This is a genomic window from Brucepastera parasyntrophica (assembly GCF_022376835.1).
Classification (GTDB): Bacteria; Spirochaetota; Spirochaetia; order Treponematales; family Treponemataceae; genus Brucepastera; species Brucepastera parasyntrophica.
This window is the reverse complement of the sequence record NZ_CP084606.1, coordinates 2,692,501-2,710,545: the sequence shown is the minus strand read 5'-3', so window position 1 is coordinate 2,710,545 and position 18,045 is coordinate 2,692,501. Positions and strand designations below refer to the sequence as shown.

The window sequence follows — 18,045 nt, the reverse complement described above, 5'->3', positions numbered from 1 at the left end:
TCAACTGATGCAATCCTCCGGGTACTTTACCCTAAATAATAATACGGTTTCCGGTAATTTGCAAAAGTAAGTTTACATAATCCGCGCGGTCTTTTTAATATATACCCGGCGGTTTATTTTTTGTATTTCTGATTTCAGGGGAATATGGTTTCACAAATAGAAAGGTACCTTTCTATTTATTTTTTTACCGGTCATAGGATGAACCTATGGTCAATTCGGCACGGTATTTTGCGACTGTACGGCGGGCTATTTTGATGCCCCGGAGCGCCAATTGGTCGGCAATTTTCTGGTCCGAAAGCGGCTCCGAAGAGTTTTCGATTATCTGGCGGATTACTTCCTTAACGCTCTGGCGGGAATGCTGTCCGGCGGAAGAAGAAGTTCCGGAACTGCGGGGCGAACCGACCTGGGTACTGAAAAAATAACGTATCTCAAAAATACCCCAGCTGCACTGCAGATATTTTCCGTTTGCGGCGCGGGACACAGTGGCCTCATGCATACCGATTTCCTCGGCAACATCCTTCATTCTGAGAGGGGCAAGACGGGAGGGCCCATATAAAAAGAAATTCTGCTGGAAATCGACAATGGCGGAAGCAACTTTCCGTATTGTCTGGTTCCGTCTTTCCAGCGTATGAATAAACCAGCGGGCTTCTTTTACTGACTCGCGGACAAATTTCCGTTCGGAAGAGGTCTCCTTTGCATCGATCCCCTGCGCATGTTTTTCATTTTCCATTTTTTTAAAAAAGGGAGAAATTCCCAGAACCGGGATTTCTTCATCATTGATGACAATAGAAAAACCTTCTTCCGTCCTTTTTACAAATACATCGGGAACAATGTAGGAATCGGGAGCGCTGTCAAAGATACGTCCGGGAAAAGGATCAAGGCTGCGGATAATGGTTAAAATTTCTTCCGCTTCCGCCAGAGTTATCACAAAATCGGGAGGGCTGTTTTTAGCAAAGTTTTTTACAAGGACCTCCGGACGGGCCTTTTCAAGCAGGGAAAAATGATTTTCCAGGATGTATATCGTTTTATCAATGATGGAAATAATACGGGGAGAGGAAGTATCCTGTTTCAGGAGTCTTGCCTGTACAACAAGCGATTCCTGAAAGCCGCAGGTTGCACAACCCGGCGGGTCCATTCCCTGAACAAGAAAGACCGATTCCTCAAGCAGTTTTTTGTTCTCAGCCCCGGGAAGCTCTTCAGGCGGCACAATATTGAAACCGTCTCTGTCAAGGTTTTGAATTACAAGGGCGCTGAAGTCCGCAAGCGGCCCGGATACAGACATTTCCCCAAGCTGTTCAAGCAGGTGGGTTTGAAGGGTTTCGCCCCGGGACAGCGCATTTTCAATGAAATCAAGGTGGCGGTCGCTTTCTTCCTGCCCTCTTTTGGAGGCCAGGGATAAAGTCTTTACCGGCGCCGCAGGCATCTGCCTGTTTGAGGTTTCAAAAGGATCTGAAATCACTTCCAGGGCCGGGTTTTTTTCAAGTTCTTCAAAAATGGTTTCACGCAAATCGGCAAAAGGCATAGCCATCAGCTTGATTGACTGCATAAGCTGGGGGCTGAGGGAGAGACGCTGCTGCTGCACTAGTGTCTGTTTTTGCCTCTGCATGGTAAGTATCAGAATAAGGAAGAAAAGCGGGAAAGGTCAAGACAAATAAAAAGAAAATCATCGGCCCGGCTATCAGGGATTATTCAGATTTTGCATACTTTTTACTTGTCTGTGTGCCTGTTTTTCCGTATGATGACTCTTATGGACTATAGTGAAACACTGGCTGAATTAGGAATTCATGTGCCGGATATTCTGATTCCGGAAAATACCCATGATCTCTCGCGATGGGCTGTTGTTGCCTGCGACCAATATACGCAGGACCGCAACTACTGGAAAACTGCCGCCGACTATGTTGGCAGAGCCCCCTCAACCCTGAATATCATTCTGCCTGAAATTTATCTTGAAGATGATGACAGGGAATCCAGACTGGATTCCATCCGCGGCAAAATGAAGGAATATCTCGGTTCTGCAGAAAATACTGCCGATACCGGAATTTTTGCAAAACCATTGCACGGATTCATTTATATAGAACGAAAAACCGCGTACGGACGGACCCGCAAGGGATTAGTTGCCGCAATAGATCTTGAAGCCTATGACTGGCGGCCGGGATCAAAGGCCCTGATCAGGGCCACCGAGGCCACGATTGTAGACAGGATTCCTCCCCGCATGGAAATCCGCAGGGGCGCTCCTGTAGAACTGCCCCACATTATGCTGCTGATAAACGATCCGGAAAAAATATGTATAGAAGAGGCGGGAATACAGGCAAAAAAACATCCGCCCCTGTATGAAACGCCGCTGATGGCGGACGCCGGTTCAATCACAGGCTGGGAAATCTCCGGCACACAGGCATTCAGCCGCATAGCGGACGCGTTCAACCGTATTGCGGAGAAAAACACTTCAGATGATGGTTCATGTTTTCTGTTTGCGGTCGGAGACGGAAACCATTCCCTTGCAACCGCGAAGGCAGTATGGGAAGAATTCAAAAAAGAAAACACAGCCGCGCCGGATATTGAAAAGCATCCGGCCCGTTTTGCCCTTGTTGAAATTGTAAACCTGTTTGACGAAGGACTGACATTCGAACCGATCCACCGGGTCCTTTTCGGAACGGATTCAGCTGAGGTTTCGGCGTTTGTGCAGAAAAAGCTGGGAGGGACGATCCTCCCCTGCGGCTCTGAAAAAGAGCTTGCGGAACTGGTAAACACTGATGATTCAACCAGGTTCGGATTTGTTTCCGGCGGAAAATTGTCCTGCCTCGAAACGCCTGATTCCGCTCTTGCGGTAAGCAGGCTTCAGCCGGCGCTTGATACATTTCTGGAGAAAAACCCCAAAGTAAAAATAGATTATATTCATGGGTCAGAAGAGGTTTTCCGGCTTGGAAAGGAACAAAACACGACAGCAATTCTGCTCCCTCCGGTTGAAAAGGAATCCTTTTTTATGACTATAGGAAAACGGGGGCCTTTGCCCCGGAAAAGTTTTTCTATGGGTGAAGCCAGCGAAAAACGGTTTTACTTGGAATGCCGCAGACTCTTTGGATAAAAAAGGATAACTCAAAGACCCGGACAGAGTTACGCTTGATATAATTAAAAAAAAGGTATATCAGTTATAAAAGCGGTAACCGATTTTAAAGAAAGGAGTTGCAATTTCAAAACTAACCGGGTTTTGAAAGAAACTCAGGGTGTATCATACTAGTATCACCCGGATAAACTTTGAGAACCGGTCCGGTTACTTTTATATCTTTTTGGTGTTTTTCATGGGTATGGTTTTCAAATGACAGCCCGGTCCCTGAAAATCACAGTATCTTTCCCGGGTTCGGCAGAAGCGTACATAGTTAAAGCCTGCCGAAAAATGGAGTATCTATGTCTAAATTCCGCTGGGCGATTCTTTTTGCCGTTATTTTATGTGGCGCACCCGCCTTTTCCGCAGAGCCTGACTTTCCTCAATCCGAACTTGTTGTCAATATTTCAGCTTCTTTTCCTGATATGCGGCCCCATTTGGCCTATAATGCCGATGAAGCCCAGGTTATGACAGCCATGTATGAAGGACTCTTTGTATATGATCCCTATAATCTCGACCCGGTTCCGGGAATTGCGGAATCGTGGACTGAAAGCCAGGACGGACTGGAATGGACCTTTACTATAAGAAGAAACGCACGTTTCAGTAATGGAGATTTTATAACAGCCCGGACTGTCCGTGATTCATGGTTAAATCTGCTCAGACCTTCAGTCAATGCGCCTTACGCGTCATTGCTGGACTGCATCGAAGGGGCCGCGGATTACAGGACCGGAAAAACATCAGATCCCGCGGCTGTCGGCATACGGGCTGATTCAACATATAAACTCACGGTAAAACTTGCCATGCCCGCACAGCATTTGCCGAAAATACTGTGCCACCACGCATTCAGCGCTGTTCACCCCTCAAATTTCAAGGCCGCAACGGAAACCAAAAAAGGCCCCGGGTTCAAACCGGTATCAAGCGGTCCGTTCAGCATTGATTCGGTAAGCGATACGGAAATATATTTTGTAAAAAATCCCTACTATTGGGATAAAGAACAGGTATATCTGCCCGGTATAAGGGTCATTATTGATAATGACGCGGAGTCCCTGACTGCCCGGTTCAACCGGGGAGAAATTCAGTGGCTTGCCGGCGCAATGCTCCTGAACAGAATACTCGATATTTCCTCAATTCAGATTGCTCCCATGTTTTCAACAGAATACTTATTTTTCCGCACAACATGGGGTCCGTGGCAAAATCCAAAAATCAGAGAGGCTCTTTTGCTGGCCGTTCCCTGGACCCGGCTGCGCGAAGACTATCTTATTCCGGCGACAACCCTGGTATTCCCCATAGTAGGATACCCGGAAGTTCCGGGAATTAATACAGAGGATATGGAAAAAGCCAAAGCCCTGATTGCAGAAAACCTGCCTCCGGAAATTTCCGTTCCGCCGCTGGTTATATACGTCCCTGAATCGGAATATTATTTCGGACTGGCTGAAAAACTGAAACCGGCGTGGGAGGAACTGGGATTTGAAATTGAAGTCAGGAGCCGGCCCTATACAGAATATTATGCGACACTCAGAAAAGATGATTATACGCTTGGGGTTACATCATGGATTGGGGATTTTGCGGACCCGCTTGCCTTTCTTGAAATGTTCCGTCCCGCGTCTTCACTTAATGACTCAGGCTGGAAAAATACTACCTTTGAAAAGTATATTACCGATGCGGCCTCACGGAAAACAGCAAAAGAACGGTACGAATTGCTGGCCGACGCGGAAAAAGTCCTTCTGAAAGACTCGGTTATTTTACCCCTTTCACACAATCCCTCTGTAAATGTAATTGACAGGGAGGGGCTTGCAGGCTGGTATGCAAACGCGCTTGATATTCATCCCTTTAAATTCATGTATTTTATACAGCGGCCTCCGCTCCCCGGCGTAGTTCTTGCCTATTGAAAAACAGGGAGAAGGCGCAAAAACAATATAAGCCGGCTTCGTACTCCGGCTTCACAGCCAACTGCAATATCTGACTGTTTTTTCTGAGGGAATCGTCTTATTCAGGAAAATATGCTATACTTTGCAGTATGAAAAAGCCCTTATACACTCTTGACGCCTATGGCCTCATTTACCGGTCATACTTTGCTTTTATTTCCAGGCCGCTTGTAAACAGTCAGGGAAAAAATGTTTCAGCAGTATTCGGTTTTTTCCGGAACCTGCATACCCTCTTCCGTGAATATTCACCGGAACTTTTTATTGCGGCCTTTGATTCGCGCACACCGACTTTCCGGCACGAGATGTATGAGGAATATAAGGCAAACAGAGCAAAAACACCGGAAGATCTGCGTGAACAGATTCCTGTTATTGAGGAAATCCTCACCGCACTTGGAATTCCCATCGTCAGGCAGGACGGATTTGAGGCGGATGATATAATAGCTTCCGCGGCTGTCCGGTGCAGGGAAGAAAAAAGGCAATGCATTATTATCTCCGGCGATAAGGACCTGATGCAGCTTGTCGGTGACCATGTTTCAATACTTAAAACGGACAAATCAGGCGGGTGGAAAAAGATAGGTTCAGACGAGGTTTTTCAGGAATGGGGCGTTAACCCGGAACAAATGCTCGATCTCCTGTCCCTGACCGGAGACGCTTCTGACAATGTTCCCGGAATAAAGGGCGTCGGTGATAAAACAGCCGTTAAAATGCTTGACACCTATCATTCGCTTGACGGAATTTATGAACATGAAGATGAACTGCAGGGAGCAATAGGTAATAAAATAAAGGAAGGCAAGGAGTCTGCCTATTTTTCCAGGCGGCTCATTGAGCTGTGTACAAATGTTCCCCTTGAAAAGGATATTGATACCTATTCAAGTACCTCTCTTGACAATATCGCGGCGGCCAGGCTTCTTATGCGGGAAGGAATTCCCAGCGTTGCCCGGCTTTATTCCGGCGATGAAAAAATCTTATCAACCGGGACCGCCGATTCAGAAGGCAATGCAGAAAAAGCCGCCGGCAGCAGCGGAAAATCAAAAGGAACTGTTTCGCTCCAATATGCGAACCCTCTTTCAAACTTGCGCGCGGAAACCGATTTAAAACAGAATACCGGAAAATACCGGACCCTGACCGACCCTGATGAATTTTCCGGTTTAATAGACGCAATTCTTGCCCAAAAATACGCGGCCTTTGACTGCGAAACGACCGGACTCAATGTCAGGGAAGACCGCCTCGTCGGTTTCTCTCTGGCTCTTAAAACAGGAGAAGCTGTATATGTGCCGGTCCGCGGACCGGCACCGGAACTCGGAGAGGAAGCTCCGGTGTTAATGCCTGAAAAGGCCGCATACGCGGGCCTTTCACGGCTTTTCACGAACAAGAAACTGCTGCTTATTACCCATAACGGCAAATTCGATTATCAGATTATGAAACAGCAGGGCCTTTTTACTGACTGTCCGGGAAATACCCTCAGATGTACATTATTTGATACCATGATCGCGGCGTGGCTGCTCGACCCTGACTGGTCATCGTTCGGCCTGGAATCCCTTGCAGCGAGCCAGCTCGGATTAAAAACAACACCGTATAATGAAATTGTCCCGAAGGGAAAAACATTTGAGGATGTTCCTATCCCGACCGCAACAGCCTATGCAGCCGAAGATGCGGACCTGACCCTGCAATTGTATGAACGTTTTGCGCCAAAACTGAAAGAATATAAACTGGATAAACTCTTCACGGATATGGAAATGCCGTTGATACCCATTCTTGCAGATATGGAACTTGTCGGTATACGTTTCGAAAAAAGCGCCCTTTCCGACTTTTCTGTTGAACTGGAAAAAGAAATTGATCAGACGGAAAAGGAAATTTTTACAATCGTCGGGCATGAATTCAATATTGCGTCTCCCAAACAGCTCCAGGAAGTACTCTTTAATGAACGCAAGCTCACGCCCGGCAAAAAAACGAAGACAGGCTTTTCAACCGATACATCGGTTCTTGAAGATCTCGCTTCCGAAGATATAGTCCCCGGAAAAATTCTTGATTACCGGGCTCTTGCAAAGCTGAAATCCACCTATGTTGACGCCCTGCCCGCCCTTGTGGATAAAGAAGGAAGGATCCACACAAATTTTATCCAGACGGGAACAGCTACGGGCCGGTTGTCCAGCCGGGACCCGAACCTCCAGAATATTCCCATTCGGGATGATAACGGAAGAAAAATCCGGCAGGCATTCCGCGCCGCAGACGGATACGAACTTATTTCAGCGGACTATTCACAAATCGAACTGGTTATCCTTGCACATCTTTCAGGCGATACGAATTTACAGCAGGCTTTTCGCGACGGAATAGATGTTCACCGCAGAACGGCAAGTCTTATTTTCGGAGTCAGCCCCGAAGCGGTAACTCCCGAAATGAGAAGGGCCGCAAAAACAATCAATTTCGGCGTTATGTACGGAATGAGCGCTTTCCGGCTTGCAAATGAACTGCGAATTCCCCGGGGAGAAGCGGCAGGTTTTATTAACACCTATTTCAAAACCTATTCGGGTGTTGCGTCATATATCACCGAGATAAAGGAAGCGGCGGCTAAAACGGGATATGTGGAAACTATTATGGGCAGACGGCGGTATATCCGGAATATCAACAGCTCAAACAGAATTGAGCGGGCCGCGGGCGAACGTATTGCAGTAAACACACCCATACAGGGGTCCGCGGCTGATATTGTCAAAACAGCCATGATAAAAATTTCCGGCGGGCTTGAGAAAAATGACTATAAAACCAGACTGCTTCTCCAGGTTCATGATGAGCTTATTCTTGAGGCACCCATTCATGAGACAAAGGAAGTAAGAGAATTTGTCCGCAATGAAATGGAATCAGTTATTGCACTGGCCGTACCGCTCAGCGTAAGCATTGAATCGGGCCGGAACTGGGGAGATTTTCATTGAGCGACTCAGGGGCGGATAAAAAGAACAGGCCGGCAATAGGTCTTGCGGGACCAATGTGCGCGGGAAAAAACCGCGCCGCTGAAATACTCGAAAAACATGGCTTTACCGTCGCCGATGCCGATATAATAGCCCACGAAGCCCTGGATAATGTACAGGAGAAAATAATTGCTGCATTTTCTGACAAAGCGGGACATCAGGGAATCAGGCTTGTCAACGAAAACGGAAAAATTGACCGGCGGGAGCTTGGAAAAATAGTTTTCAGCGATCCCGGCCTGCTGGCTCTTCATGAATCAATTATTTATCCCGAAATAAACAATCTGCTCTATAAATTCATACAGGATAATTCCGGTAAAAAAATAGTCATTAACGCCCCCTTTTATATAAATCCCCCATACTTGAAGAGTGCAAATTCGTCATTTTTATTGACGCCAACCCTGTAATCCGCTTTTTCAGGGCACTTTTTGGCCGGAAAATCCCACCCGGTCAGATAATTTCCCGATTTTCCGCACAAAAAATTCTCTTTGCTAAATTCCTCGAAAAAGATACCGATATAGAAAGAGTGTGTAATCAGGGAAGCATTCGAAAACTCGAATTGAAACTTGAAAAACTACTCTCATATAGGGGAATTGAGGCCTAATATGGAACAGAAAAAAATATTGTGGATAGTTGCTGCAGTGACCTTGTTTGTAATGATTATTTTCGGTACTGCTATAATCCTTTACTCTCCATCAAAAAATACCGGCCCGTCACTTAATCAGGCAAGGACTTTTGCGCCTGAAATTACTCCCGGAAATGTGCGGAATCCGCTTGATCATAATCCCCCGGAAAATATTGATCCTGACTCCTGGGTCAGGGAACCGGAAAAAACGCCGGGTCCGGACACTCCGCTTACCCCTCCGTCGGGAAATATCAATCTTACCATTGTCCAAAGCGGAACCGTAATTCCCGGCTACAGCACCCTTGATGTTTCAGGAATTACCAGGTCGCCCGACCAGCCGCCGGCGCCGCAGACACAGCCTGGTACAACCGCTTCAGGACAGGAAATAAAACCGCCGTCAACCCAGGTGGCCTCAACAGGGACCGCAGCGCCCGTGCCGGCAAAACAGCCGGTAAAAACGGAACCGGAACCAAAACAACCTCAGACAAAGCCGCCGGCCCCGCCTGCTAAACCGGTCACGGTAACGGAATACTGGATACAGACAGGGTCTTTTTCAAACAAACTGAATGCGGAAAAGGCAAGGGACAAGCTGACCGCCCGTTATTTGAACGCAGAAATTTTTACGAAGGAAGTGAATTCCTCAACAACATACCGGGTCCGCGTGGGTCCTTACAAAACAAAGGCGGAGGCCGATTACTGGCTTGGAACTGTCAAAGATATGCCCGATTTTTCCGGAAGCTATGTTTCGGAAGTAAAAACTAAACAATAAAATACTCCGCCGCAGAGCAGTCAGCTCAAAGAGCTGCAGACCTTCGGTCTGGAGTATTTTTCTCTCCCGTGGACTTGGCCCCGGGTTTAATTCCATAAGCCCTCGCCTCGAATAATCCGGATTTAACAGAACGGAAAAATAAAAATACCTGCTTGTTCAGGCAAAAACACTGATTTTGCTGAATAAGCAGGTATGTGTTTTTTAAAACCGTTTCAACCCGGAATTCTTTTTTTTCTGGTTTTTCTTGCGGGATTCAATCTGCAAAACAATCCTGTATCAGGTGTATATGCCCTCAGTTTTTCGGCGGCATTCAGCCATGCGGGTGATGCCATACAGGAAGGAAAATCCGACATAAAGTTTTCAGCAAAGATAACGCCCTTTTCCGGGTTTTTGCTGCTGAAATCAGATAATCCCGCGGATATAACCGATGTTTCAGTCTATTCCTTCGGCATCAGATTTACACCGAAGGTTTTTCTTGATATGAAATGGTCGATAACCGCAGGGAGCGTCGGGGTTTCAGGACTCCCCGCCCGCGCGAAAAACCCGGTCAGTCACACGTATTCACCCGAATATAAATTCCTCAGAACCCACTCATATCCGGTATTCAGTTCAGGAAATACAAAAACGCCTTCAATTACGGATAGTGAAATAGGCATTGAGCTATTCATTAAAAACTGGAATTTTGCAGCTTATTTAAATCCGTTTCAGCCGCAGGAGGAACCCGCATGGCTGTTTGTTAATAAGGAATTTTCCGGCCTGCCGCTTAATTCTTCCCTGCTTGTGTCACTGTTCGCAGGCACACGGAAAACCATTCCGTCATCGAATTCCTCATGGCTTCTGCCGCAAATTCAGGTACCGGAAAGCAGACTTTTTATTCCCGCAGGGGAAATAGTTTTTCACAGCAAGCTGCTTACCTGGAGCGCCTCATTTTTCGCGAACGCTGGGCCTCTGCAGCATATAAAAGGAGCTCTCAATTCGGCGGTTACCCTTCATTTCAAATATGCGGATATTTCTGCCGGACTTTTCCGCGCCGACAGGGAATATATTACCCTAAAAGGTTCGATTGAAACGATCCCGGAACGGTATTTTGTGTCTTCAGCGTTCACCATTCCGGTTAACCGGAAACTGGTAAAAAAAATAGATTTCAGCCTGCTTGCTTCATACAACCGTTATTGTGCTGATAAATTTGCATCGCAGGATACAATCTGTTTTTATGCGGGCGGAGTCATAAAAATAAGCTCAAAGTATGTAAACGGAAAATTTTCCCTGGAAAAAAAGATAATATCCTCGATACGGAAGGCAGAACGGCCTTTACTATTCTGAAATCGGGCACAAAAATTGAGGGTAAATATAAAGTAAAAATTACGGATCCCGGTACTGAAGAAAGATTACAGAATGTAAAATTTTCCGCGGGACTGCGTCAAACTATACACAAAGACTATATTTTCGGGTTATATTATAGTATAGAACAAAGAGAAAAAGTATATGATCCTGTTCATCAGATAGATCTCTCGGGTTCAGCATATTTTAAGATTTCCGGAAATTCCGCAAATTTCTCAGGACGGGTCCAGATTTTCAGCGACAGCAGCCCCGTCAGCGCAACTTTTTCACTGGAAATTTTAATTAAGTAAAAAACCAGGAGCCGGAAAAGGGCATCACTTGCAATGCCTCTTTTTTTTCGGTATACTGCAAACAATAACATGTTTTGGAAAATATTTGCGTTTATCGCAAAAAATAACGAGTGAGGTATAAAAATATGTCAGTTGATATTTCTAAAATGAGGAATATCGGTATCAGCGCACACATTGATTCCGGAAAAACAACTCTTTCCGAACGTATTCTTTTTTATTGTAATAAAATACATGCAATACACGAAGTCCGTGGAAAAGACGGAGTCGGGGCTGTCATGGATAATATGGAACTGGAAAGGGAACGCGGAATTACGATTCAGTCCGCGTCAACCCAGGTACAGTGGAAAGATAACACAATAAACGTTATTGACACTCCCGGACACGTTGACTTTACCATAGAAGTGGAAAGGTCTCTCCGGGTTCTGGACGGCGCAATTCTGGTCCTCTGCTCCGTAGGCGGGGTGCAATCGCAATCCATAACAGTCGACCGCCAGCTGAAACGCTATCATGTACCGAGAATAGCATTTGTAAATAAATGCGACCGGACAGGGGCCAATCCCCTTAAGGTCCGTATGCAGCTCCGCGAAAAACTCGGTCTCAATGCATATATGATGCAGCTTCCCATCGGTCTCGAAGATAAGCTTGAGGGCGTTGTTGATCTGGTAAAAATGAAGGCTATCTATTTTGAAGGCGATAATGGTACGGAAATCCGTGTAGCGGAAATTCCTCCCCATCTTGTTGCAGAGGCCCAAAAATACCGGGAAGAGCTTATAGACGCAGCTTCCATGTTTTCTGATGAGCTTGCGGAAGCCTTCCTTGAAGGCGCGGAAACGGAAGAAATGATTCACGCGGCAGTCCGCAAGGGGACTCTGGCGGAACAGCTTGTTCCGGTTTTTCTCGGATCTGCATATAAAAACAAAGGAATCCAGACGCTTCTTGACGGTGTCAGCATGTACCTGCCGGACCCGACCGAGGTAAAAAATGTCGCGCTTGATCTTGATAAAAATGAAGAACCTATAACGCTTGACAGCGACGGAACAAAACCGACTGTAGCCCTTGGCTTTAAGCTGGAAGATGGCAAATACGGACAGTTAACCTATGTCCGCATATACCAGGGAATGCTTAAAAAAGGCGACGAGTTGTATAACACCCGCGCCCGGAAAAAGTTCAAGGTTGGACGTCTGGTCAGAATGAATTCATCGACCATGGAAGATATCAATGAGGGTTTGCCCGGCGATATAGTAGCGCTTTTCGGTATTGACTGTGCTTCCGGAGATACTTTCTGCGGCGGCGGTTTAAATTATGCGATGAGCTCAATGTTTGTTCCGAATCCGGTTATAGACCTTTCCATTACTCCGAAAGACAAAAAATCAGCGGACCAGATGGCAAAGGCCCTGAACCGGTTTATTAAAGAGGACCCCACTTTCCATTCCTATGTGGATCCTGAATCAAACCAGACCATTATTCAGGGTATGGGCGAACTTCATCTTGAAGTTTACATTGAACGCATGCGCCGGGAATATAACTGTGAAGTTGAGACAGGCCAGCCCCAGGTCGCCTATCGTGAAACAATCACGCAGCGCGCGGATTTCAATTATACACATAAAAAACAGACCGGCGGTTCCGGACAGTACGGACGCGTCGCAGGATTTATCGAGCCGACATCGGAACACGATTACGAGTTTGTCGATTTGATAAAGGGAGGCGCAATTCCCAATGAATTTATACCCTCCTGTGATAAAGGTTTCAAAGAAGCGGTCAAAAAGGGTTCTCTTATCGGATTCCCGATTGTCGGCGTAAAAGCCACTATAAACGACGGTCAGTCCCATCCTGTAGACTCTTCCGATATAGCCTTCCAGCTTGCCGCAATCGGCGGTTTCCGTGAGGCATATCCGAAAGCAAAACCGGCTATTCTCGAACCGATTATGAAGGTTTCAGTTGAAAGTCCTGAAGAATTTCAGGGAAATATATTTGGACTTATCAATCAACGCCGTGGTATAATTCTTTCGTCTACTGAAGACGATAATTTTACCCGTGTTGATGCAGAGGTCCCGCTCAGCGAAATGTTCGGTTTTTCGACCATTCTCCGTTCATCAACTCAGGGTAAGGCAGAGTATTCAATGGAATTTGCCAAATACGGTAAGGTACCGCAAAGCGTATCGGAAACTCTTATAAAAGAGTATGAAGAAAAACGCAGGGCAGAACAGAAGTAAGGAGACAGCAATGGTTAAACAGGATCTTATTGAACGCAGCGCCGTAAGAATTTTTGAAAAGGAATTACGGGGCGGAGTAAAACCGGGCGAAATCGGCGTCATTATATCCCGGAAAGGCTTGGGCAAGACATCCATTCTGGTCCAGATTGGAATTGACAAACTGCTCCAGGGCACCGGAGTAGTGCATGTTTCCTTCAACCAGCAGGCTGATCATATAATTACCTGGTATGAAAACATTTTCGACGAACTTGCAAAAAAGAAAAACCTGGACAAGGCTGGGGAAGTTAAAAACGAGCTGGTAAGCAAGCGCATTCTCCTTAATTTCAATCAGGACACGGTGCGGACCTCCCAGGTAATCAAAACAATAAAAGCCCTTATGGACAGCGGAATAAAGCTGGAATCTGTTATTATTGACGGATTTGACTTCTCAAAGGCAGTTCCGGATGCAATGCAAAAGATGAAGGAATTTGCGAAAGAAGCAAACCTGACAGTCTGGTACAGCGCGAACACGGAAAAGACTGAAAAAGGCGTTCCTGACGCGATTAAAGCCTATGAAAATGACATCGATGTAATTCTGTACCTTGAACCGCTTCCCGATTCGATTACCCTCCGGGTTATAAAAGAACACGATAAAACAGATTACACTACAGATCTGAAACTGGATGTTAAATCCCTTCTGCTTGCGGAAAAATAATCCGTAATAATACGCAGTACTGAAAACCGCCGGACCCTCCGGCGGTTTTTTGTTTTCCGGAAATCCGTCTATCCGTTTATGCTTGCAGAATTAAAATTTATCATTTATAGTATTCACAGGGTATTTCGCTGCCCAAATATAATAAATTCTTGTCTTAACCCAGCCCGCCCCGCATATCTGCTGTATTATGTCCGGGCAGGAGCGGTAAAGATCTATTAATTAACTTAAAACCGGACCATCCGGGAAAAGGAGAATCTCCATGAATCTGAAACGTTCCAGCGGTATATTGCTTCATCCAACTTCCCTGCCCAGCACACCGGGGATAGGGACAATAGGAAAACAAGCCTTCTTTTTTGTTGACTGGCTGAAAGAAGCAGGTCAATCCCTTTGGCAGATACTTCCCCTGGGGCCGACAGGTTATGGCGATTCACCCTATGCGTCTTTTTCAACTTTTGCAGGCAATCCCCTTCTTGTTGATCTTGATATACTGAAAGATCAGGGATATGTTACGCATGATGATATTTACCCGCCCGAATATATATCATATAACGGGCCTGTCGATTTCGGGTCTGTAGTCTGGTGGAAAATCCCGGTGCTTGAAAAGGCGGCAAAGAATTTCCTCGCGAAAGGAAAGAACACCGATTTTGAAAAATTTAAAAAAGAACAGGCAGACTGGCTTGATAATTACGCGCTCTTTATGAATATAAAGGCTTTTTACGATAAAAAAGCCCAGGACGAAAACCTTTTTGGAAAATTATGGAACAACTACTGGCCCAAAGACCTCGCAACATATCAGGAAAAAGCCATAACTGAGTGGAAAGAAAAAAACGCCGAAGGAATAGAACTCCAGCGGGTCATCCAGTTCTTCTTCTTTACCCAGTGGGAAAAACTGAAAAAATACGCAAACGATAACGGTATTTCAATAATCGGGGATATCCCGATCTTTGTCGCGCCGGATTCCGCGGACGTATGGGCGAACCAGAAATTATTCCAGCTTAATAAAGACGGCACTCCGAAATTTGTCGCGGGGGTTCCGCCTGATTACTTCAGCGCAACGGGACAATTATGGGGGAATCCGCTGTATGACTGGGATGAAATGAAAAAAGACAATTACGCCTGGTGGAACGCCCGGATCAAATCGATGCTTTCAATGGTTGATTATATCAGAATCGACCATTTCCGCGGATTTGAAGCGTACTGGGCAATCCCCGCGGGCGAGGAAACCGCGATAAACGGAGAATGGATAAAAGGCCCGGACCACGATTTTTTCAACGCTATTAAGAAAACCCTTGGAGACCTTCCCATTCTTGCCGAAGACCTTGGACTCATAACTCCTGAAGTACGGGCGCTGCGAGACGATTTTGATCTTCCCGGAATGAAAGTCCTGCAATTTGCCTTTGATATAAATGAAGCCGGCAAGGACGGATTTACCAATTCCTTCCTGCCGCATATGTATATCCCGAACTGTCTCGTATATACCGGGACCCATGACAATGATACCATGCAGGGCTGGATTGACCATGCATCCCAGGAAGAAATTGATCTGATTATCAATTATCTTGGGGAAATATCACAAAGGGAACACTGGTCCCGGAACTGATTCGGACAGCCCTCATGTCTGTCGCGGTTTTTGCGGTTTTCCCCATGCAGGATATTTTTGCGCTCGGGTCCGAGGCAAGAATGAATACTCCGTCAACACTGGGAAATAACTGGAGCTGGCGGATGACTCCGCAGCAATTTGACAGGGAAAAGGCACCATGGCTCAGAAAATATTCATTTATGTACGCCCGCAATATGCCTGAGAAAGAAAACTGATACTTGAACCGGCTGCTAGGTAAATCCCTTTTTCCTGAAACCAAGGCAGCCCTTAAACCTTGACTGAAAAGCCTGTATAATAACACTATACAGGCTTTTTTGTATGTGAAGAAAATAAATTTCTGAAAAGCCCGGCACTGTGAGGCTGCGGCAATTCCTTAAGCTGGCGGGAAAAGTTCAGAAGGTTTTCCTCTTCGCCCGCTACAAGCAGAATATCATCCTCCATAAAAACATATGACGGATTGTTGATAAAAACAAAATCATCATCATTTTCTTTCCTGAGCGCAAGGATATTCAGCCCGAACAGCTGGCGTAAATTCGCGTCCCGGATGGATTTTCCTATACAGGCTTCATTAGCCCTGATTTCCGCAAGAGCCAGCTTGGGCGAAATGGGCATAAAATTGAAAAGCAGGGAAGACGCAAGCATGGGAGTAATCCTCTTTGCCGCTTCAAGGTCCGGAAAAATCACCCGCGTGGCTCCGACAAGCGTAAGGACCTGCCCCTGCTCATCGCTCTGGGCCTTCGCGATAATAGTTTTTATCCCCATCTTTTTTAAATAGCTGATTGCCATTATTGAACTTTCCAGCTTGCCGCCCAAATCCACAATAACTGCATCGATTTCCGGAGGAATAATCTTTGTCAGCGCTGTTTCATTTATAACATCTGCGATATAGGCGGCCTTTGCCATATCGGTATATTTTTCAATGATTTCCCGGTCTTTATCAATAATAATTATTTCACTCGTAATGCCGAGAAGTTCATCAAGCATTCTCTGTCCGAACGCTCCCAAACCAAGAATTGCAAACTGCTTCATAACCGACTCCTATCCAACCAATAGTTTACCAGAAGGAAATTCAACAAATTTTTCTTTTTCACTTTTTACAAAACCAAGTACTAATGCAAATATGCCTATTCGGCCCAAAAACATCGTAAATATGAGAATAAGTTTCCCGGCAATGGAAAGCGACGGTGTCAGCCCTATTGTCAGCCCTACCGTACAAAACGCGGAAACAGACTCGAAAAGCAAATCAAATATCCCATAATGCCCTGCTTCCAGCAGAGCCCTTTCCGAAAAAAGAAGAAGCAGCACGGAAATAAAAATGCAAAGCATGCTTTTCATAACTATGTTAAAAGCTTTTTCAATTGTGGCAGTCGCGATTTTTCTGTTAAACAGATTTATATTTGTTTTTTCAGCGTTTCCTTTTATGATATACATAAACACGATAAAAAATGTTGTTGTTTTGACGCCGCCGGCAGTTGACCCTGATGATCCGCCAATAAACATAAGTATAACTGTAATCAGTTTGGCTGGCGCGGCAAAAAACCTCTGAGGTATAATTTCAAAGCCCGCGGTCCGGGGCGTTACCGCCTGAAAAAAAGAAGACAGGATTTTTTTCTTCAAAGGCATATCAGACAAAGCGGAAAAATATTCGGTACAGAAAAAAAACAAAGATCCTGATACAACAAGAATTGCTGTGATAAGTAAAACCATCCTCGAATGAAAACTGAGCCGCTTTTTTCTCAGTATTATGCTGTGAAATAAATCATAAAGTACCGTAAAGCCGAGCCCTCCGGTTATTATCAGAAAACTTACTACCAAAACAACCGTAATATTCGTGCCGAAACTGCCGAGATTGTCGTTGTATGGTGAAAAACCGGCATTGCAAAAAGCTGACACCGCAAGAAAAAAGCATCGAGAAGGGGGTTTTCAGCGCCGGAGGTTCTCATTGAAAAGAATAAAATAATGGCACACAGGAGCTGGATGCCAAAGGTAAAAATCGCAATTGTCCGGATGATCTTTTTAGGATCGGTTTCAACATCTTCGATAAAATAATCGCGGATTACCGCCCTGTTTACAAGCGAGACTTTCTTTTTCGGAATAGCAATATACCATAGAAAAAAAGTCACTAACCCGAGGCCTCCCAGCTCTATTAATATCATAATAGTTATCAATCCGGCAGGAGAATATATATCCATTGGCAGCGTAGAAAGGCCGGTAACACAGACAGCAGAAACAGAAGTAAAAAGGGCATCAATATATGAGGCCGGTTTTTCGGAGACATACATAACAGGCAGAGACAGCAGAGCTGATCCAAGCAGGGCAATACCGATAAAATAAGAAAAGAGCTGAATCTTATCTGCCGACAAGCGAAAGCGCATATTTCTTTATAGCTTATTTGATAAAAAGAATCCAGTTATTTATCAGATGGAAAAACGGATAAAAAGTCTTCTTAAAACAGAGCAGGAAAAATCACCGGCATCATCATAAAACTGCAGATTTGTTATCTGTCTGTACTGAGCGGTTCCCGCGCA

The 18,045-nt window shown here is 45.5% G+C and carries 10 protein-coding genes and 2 pseudogenes; 9 read left to right on the top strand and 3 right to left on the bottom strand.

The features are described from left to right. Nucleotides 1-184 precede the first annotated feature (184 nt). Nucleotides 185-1,606, bottom strand: coding sequence for an RNA polymerase factor sigma-54 (gene rpoN, locus K7I13_RS13060; RefSeq protein WP_255946395.1), 1,422 nt, complete (start codon nucleotides 1,604-1,606; stop codon nucleotides 185-187). A 141-nt stretch (nucleotides 1,607-1,747) separates the two neighbouring features. Between rpoN and K7I13_RS13055 the strand changes: the two genes are divergently transcribed. From K7I13_RS13055 to malQ, 9 genes and pseudogenes are all read left to right on the top strand, one after another. After that, on the top strand, nucleotides 1,748-3,082 hold the full coding sequence (locus K7I13_RS13055) for a DUF1015 domain-containing protein (RefSeq protein WP_255946394.1): 1,335 nt from the start codon (nucleotides 1,748-1,750) through the stop codon (nucleotides 3,080-3,082). Nucleotides 3,083-3,402: 320 nt separating this feature from the next. Further along, nucleotides 3,403-4,989 (top strand): peptide ABC transporter substrate-binding protein, encoded by a 1,587-nt coding sequence (locus K7I13_RS13050; RefSeq protein WP_255946393.1) that lies wholly within the window; start codon nucleotides 3,403-3,405, stop codon nucleotides 4,987-4,989. A 128-nt stretch (nucleotides 4,990-5,117) separates the two neighbouring features. Then, on the top strand, nucleotides 5,118-7,952 hold the full coding sequence (gene polA / locus K7I13_RS13045; RefSeq protein WP_255946392.1) for a DNA polymerase I: 2,835 nt from the start codon (nucleotides 5,118-5,120) through the stop codon (nucleotides 7,950-7,952). Continuing rightward, nucleotides 7,949-8,392 (top strand): dephospho-CoA kinase, encoded by a 444-nt coding sequence (locus tag K7I13_RS13040; protein ID WP_255946391.1) that lies wholly within the window; start codon nucleotides 7,949-7,951, stop codon nucleotides 8,390-8,392. Before polA ends, K7I13_RS13040 begins: the two co-directional genes overlap by 4 nt. A gap of 198 nt (nucleotides 8,393-8,590) precedes the next feature. Further along, the gene (locus K7I13_RS13035; RefSeq protein WP_255946390.1) at nucleotides 8,591-9,379 is read left to right on the top strand and encodes an SPOR domain-containing protein; all 789 of its coding nucleotides are present in this window, start codon (nucleotides 8,591-8,593) and stop codon (nucleotides 9,377-9,379) included. A 192-nt stretch (nucleotides 9,380-9,571) separates the two neighbouring features. After that, nucleotides 9,572-10,702 (top strand): hypothetical protein, encoded by a 1,131-nt coding sequence (locus K7I13_RS13030; protein ID WP_255946388.1) that lies wholly within the window; start codon nucleotides 9,572-9,574, stop codon nucleotides 10,700-10,702. Nucleotides 10,703-11,135: 433 nt separating this feature from the next. Continuing rightward, a complete protein-coding gene (fusA, locus tag K7I13_RS13025; RefSeq protein ID WP_255946386.1) occupies nucleotides 11,136-13,223 on the top strand; it encodes an elongation factor G in 2,088 nt (695 codons plus the stop codon). A gap of 10 nt (nucleotides 13,224-13,233) precedes the next feature. After that, nucleotides 13,234-13,917, top strand: a complete 684-nt coding sequence (locus K7I13_RS13020) for a hypothetical protein (protein ID WP_255946365.1) — start codon at nucleotides 13,234-13,236, stop codon at nucleotides 13,915-13,917. Nucleotides 13,918-14,176: 259 nt separating this feature from the next. Beyond that, a pseudogene (gene malQ, locus K7I13_RS13015) lies at nucleotides 14,177-15,732 on the top strand (4-alpha-glucanotransferase). Nucleotides 15,733-15,817: 85 nt separating this feature from the next. Here malQ and K7I13_RS13010 read toward each other — a convergent pair. Both K7I13_RS13010 and K7I13_RS13005 read right to left on the bottom strand, forming a co-directional pair. After that, nucleotides 15,818-16,546, bottom strand: a complete 729-nt coding sequence (locus tag K7I13_RS13010; RefSeq protein ID WP_255946363.1) for a potassium channel family protein — start codon at nucleotides 16,544-16,546, stop codon at nucleotides 15,818-15,820. A gap of 9 nt (nucleotides 16,547-16,555) precedes the next feature. Further along, nucleotides 16,556-17,799: pseudogene (locus K7I13_RS13005) on the bottom strand (TrkH family potassium uptake protein). Between the last annotated feature and the right edge of the window lie 246 nt (nucleotides 17,800-18,045).

Coding starts and splice junctions, on each gene's coding strand:
- rpoN (WP_255946395.1), bottom strand. CDS start 1,606: ATGCAGAGGCAAAAACAGACACTAGTGCAGCAGCAGCGTCTCTCCCTC.
- K7I13_RS13055 (WP_255946394.1), top strand. CDS start 1,748: ATGGACTATAGTGAAACACTGGCTGAATTAGGAATTCATGTGCCGGAT.
- K7I13_RS13050 (WP_255946393.1), top strand. CDS start 3,403: ATGTCTAAATTCCGCTGGGCGATTCTTTTTGCCGTTATTTTATGTGGC.
- polA (WP_255946392.1), top strand. CDS start 5,118: ATGAAAAAGCCCTTATACACTCTTGACGCCTATGGCCTCATTTACCGG.
- K7I13_RS13035 (WP_255946390.1), top strand. CDS start 8,591: ATGGAACAGAAAAAAATATTGTGGATAGTTGCTGCAGTGACCTTGTTT.
- K7I13_RS13030 (WP_255946388.1), top strand. CDS start 9,572: ATGTGTTTTTTAAAACCGTTTCAACCCGGAATTCTTTTTTTTCTGGTT.
- fusA (WP_255946386.1), top strand. CDS start 11,136: ATGTCAGTTGATATTTCTAAAATGAGGAATATCGGTATCAGCGCACAC.
- K7I13_RS13020 (WP_255946365.1), top strand. CDS start 13,234: ATGGTTAAACAGGATCTTATTGAACGCAGCGCCGTAAGAATTTTTGAA.
- K7I13_RS13010 (WP_255946363.1), bottom strand. CDS start 16,546: ATGAAGCAGTTTGCAATTCTTGGTTTGGGAGCGTTCGGACAGAGAATG.